Origin of the sequence: Pseudoalteromonas sp. Z1A6 (assembly GCF_011378745.1) — a bacterium.
GTDB lineage: Bacteria > Pseudomonadota > Gammaproteobacteria > Enterobacterales > Alteromonadaceae > Pseudoalteromonas > Pseudoalteromonas arctica.
Genome location: NZ_WTKW01000464.1, coordinates 1 through 2663, shown reverse-complemented (window position 1 = coordinate 2663; position 2663 = coordinate 1). Strand labels below are relative to the sequence as shown.

2 protein-coding genes and 1 pseudogene are annotated in these 2663 nt (G+C 37.1%); all 3 read left to right on the top strand.

Annotated elements, in window-relative coordinates; genetic code table 11:
* Positions 1-203 (top strand): annotated as a pseudogene (locus GQR46_RS20570) (hypothetical protein); the annotation flags it as partial.
* Positions 200-1555, top strand: coding sequence for a UDP-glucose/GDP-mannose dehydrogenase family protein (locus GQR46_RS18530; protein WP_165741996.1), 1356 nt, complete (start codon positions 200-202; stop codon positions 1553-1555). The pseudogene GQR46_RS20570 and the gene GQR46_RS18530, both read left to right, overlap by 4 nt.
* 3 nt (positions 1556-1558) lie before the next feature.
* Positions 1559-2557 (top strand): NAD-dependent epimerase, encoded by a 999-nt coding sequence (locus GQR46_RS18525; protein ID WP_165741994.1) that lies wholly within the window; start codon positions 1559-1561, stop codon positions 2555-2557.
* The last annotated feature ends 106 nt before the right edge of the window (positions 2558-2663 follow it).

Genomic DNA, 2663 nt, shown 5'->3' with positions numbered 1-2663 from the left:
CATTATATTTAGTTCATCAAAACATAGGTTATGTAATAATTACAAAAATGATGAATGTTAACATTCCAAAGTTAGCGGCTGCATTAGTGGCTTTTATTGTCTCAGTGTTTTTAGCGAGACTTATGTATACTTATATTGAAGTTAAGCTAAGTAAATACGTTAAGCTTTATTTAAATAATAAACTAAAAGAGGCTAGAATATGAAAGTTACATTTTATGGTATAGGTTACGTAGGCTTAGTTCAAGCTACTGTGCTGGCGGATGCAGGCCACGATGTATGTTGTGTAGATATTGACGAAACGCGTATAAACAACCTAAAAAAGGGTATCATCCCTATTTATGAGCCGGGCTTAACACCTTTAGTTGAAAAAAACTTTGCTGACGGACGTTTAATATTTACAACCGATGCTAAGTTTGGTGTTGAGTTTGGTGATTTACAATTTATTGCAGTAGGTACACCGCCAGACGAAGATGGCTCAGCCGATTTAAAATACGTGCTCAAAGTAGCCGAAACTGTCGCTACTCATATGACGACACCAAAAGTAATTATTGATAAATCAACGGTACCCGTAGGCACAGCGGACAAGGTAAAAGCAAAAATACAAAGTGTGCTTCACGAACGTAAAAGCGATTTAGAATTTGCTGTTGTATCAAATCCTGAGTTTTTAAAAGAAGGCGCAGCAGTAAACGACTGTAAACGCCCGGATCGTATAATAATAGGTACTGATTCAAAAACAGCCGAAGAACAAATGCGTGAGTTATACGCACCTTTTAATCGTAACCACGAAAAAATAATTGTTATGGATATAAAAAGTGCCGAGCTAACTAAATACGCAGCCAATTGTATGTTAGCAACCAAAATAAGCTTTATGAACGAAATGGCTAATATAGCAGAACGAGTAGGGGCTGACATAGAAAATGTACGCCAAGGTATTGGTTCTGACTCACGTATTGGTTTTCAGTTTATCTACCCAGGTTGTGGTTACGGTGGTTCGTGTTTTCCAAAAGACGTGCAAGCCTTGGTACGTACTGCCGATGGCATAGGCTACGAATCACAAATATTAAAAGCGGTTGAAGCGGTAAATTACGCACAAAAAAATAAAATGTTTGAATACATTAGTAAACATTTTGATTTAGCAAATAATCCGGCTGCAATAAAAGGCAAAAATTTTGCAGTATGGGGGTTAAGCTTTAAACCAAACACCGACGATATGCGCGAAGCGCCTAGCCGTGTATTGATGGAGCAGCTTTGGGCTGCGGGTGCAAATGTACAAGCCTACGATCCAGAAGCAATGGAAGAAACTCAACGTATTTATGGATCTCGCGCAGATTTAAGCTTAATGGGTACTAAAGAATCTGCATTAAATAATGCTGATGCTTTAGTCATTTGCACCGAATGGCAAAATTTTAGAGCACCAGACTTTGATTTAATTAAATCACAATTAAACGAGTCAGTGGTATTTGATGGTCGTAACTTATTTGAACCTGAACGTATGGATAAAAAATCAATTAAGTACTATAGCATTGGTCGCGGTTTATCGATTTTAGGAGAATAAATAATGAACTATTTGGTAACAGGTGCCGCAGGATTTATTGGTAATTTTGTAGCAGAACGTTTATGCGAAATGGGTCACCAAGTAATAGGATTAGATAATCTAAACGATTACTACGATCCTGCATTAAAGCTAGCAAGACTTGAGCGCATAAAACACCTTACGCAATTTCGTTTTGTAAAAATGGATTTAGCCGACAGAGATGGCATAGCCAATTTATTTAAAGATGAAAAATTTGACCGTGTAATACATCTTGCAGCTCAAGCTGGCGTGCGTTATTCAATCGAAAATCCAATGGCGTATATTGATTCTAATTTGGTGGGAACAGCCACTATTTTAGAAGGATGTCGTCACAATAAAGTGCAGCACTTAGTATATGCATCATCAAGCTCAGTTTATGGTATGAACGAAAAAATGCCATTTTCAACAGACGATGCAGTCGATCACCCTGTATCACTTTATGCAGCGACCAAAAAATCAAACGAACTTATGGCGCATAGCTACAGCCACTTATATGATTTACCAACTACAGGCTTACGCTTTTTTACGGTATATGGACCGTGGGGTCGCCCAGACATGGCCCCGTACTTATTTACTGATGCAATATTAAATAACCGTGAAATTAAAGTATTTAATAATGGCAAAATGAAACGTGATTTTACCTACATAGACGATATTGTTGAAGGCATTATCCGCATTCAAGATGTAATACCAACGCGTAACCCTGAAAATAAAAACACATCGCCAGCGTCGAGTAAAGCGCCATACCGAGTTTTTAATATAGGTAATAACGAACCTATAGCGCTTATGACCTTTATTGAATCAATAGAAAAAGCCGCTGGTAAAGTTGCCGATAAAAACTATATGCCAATGCAAGCTGGCGACGTACCAGCAACATTCGCAGATATAGATAGCCTACAAAAAGAAGTTGGCTTTAAACCTAATACAAATATTGAATACGGTATGCAACAGTTTGTTAATTGGTATAAGAAATATAATTCATAAAAGAGAAAATAACGTTGAAAGGTATATATTTAATAAATTCACTTGAAGGCGGTGGTGCTGAAAGAGTATTTAGTAATTTAGTTAAAATTCAAAGCGAATCAGAAAT

What these genes read in the sequence shown, in the direction of transcription:
- GQR46_RS18525 (WP_165741994.1), top strand. Translation starts at nt 1,559, where the DNA reads ATGAACTATTTGGTAACAGGTGCCGCAGGATTTATTGGTAATTTTGTA.
- GQR46_RS18530 (WP_165741996.1), top strand. Translation starts at nt 200, where the DNA reads ATGAAAGTTACATTTTATGGTATAGGTTACGTAGGCTTAGTTCAAGCT.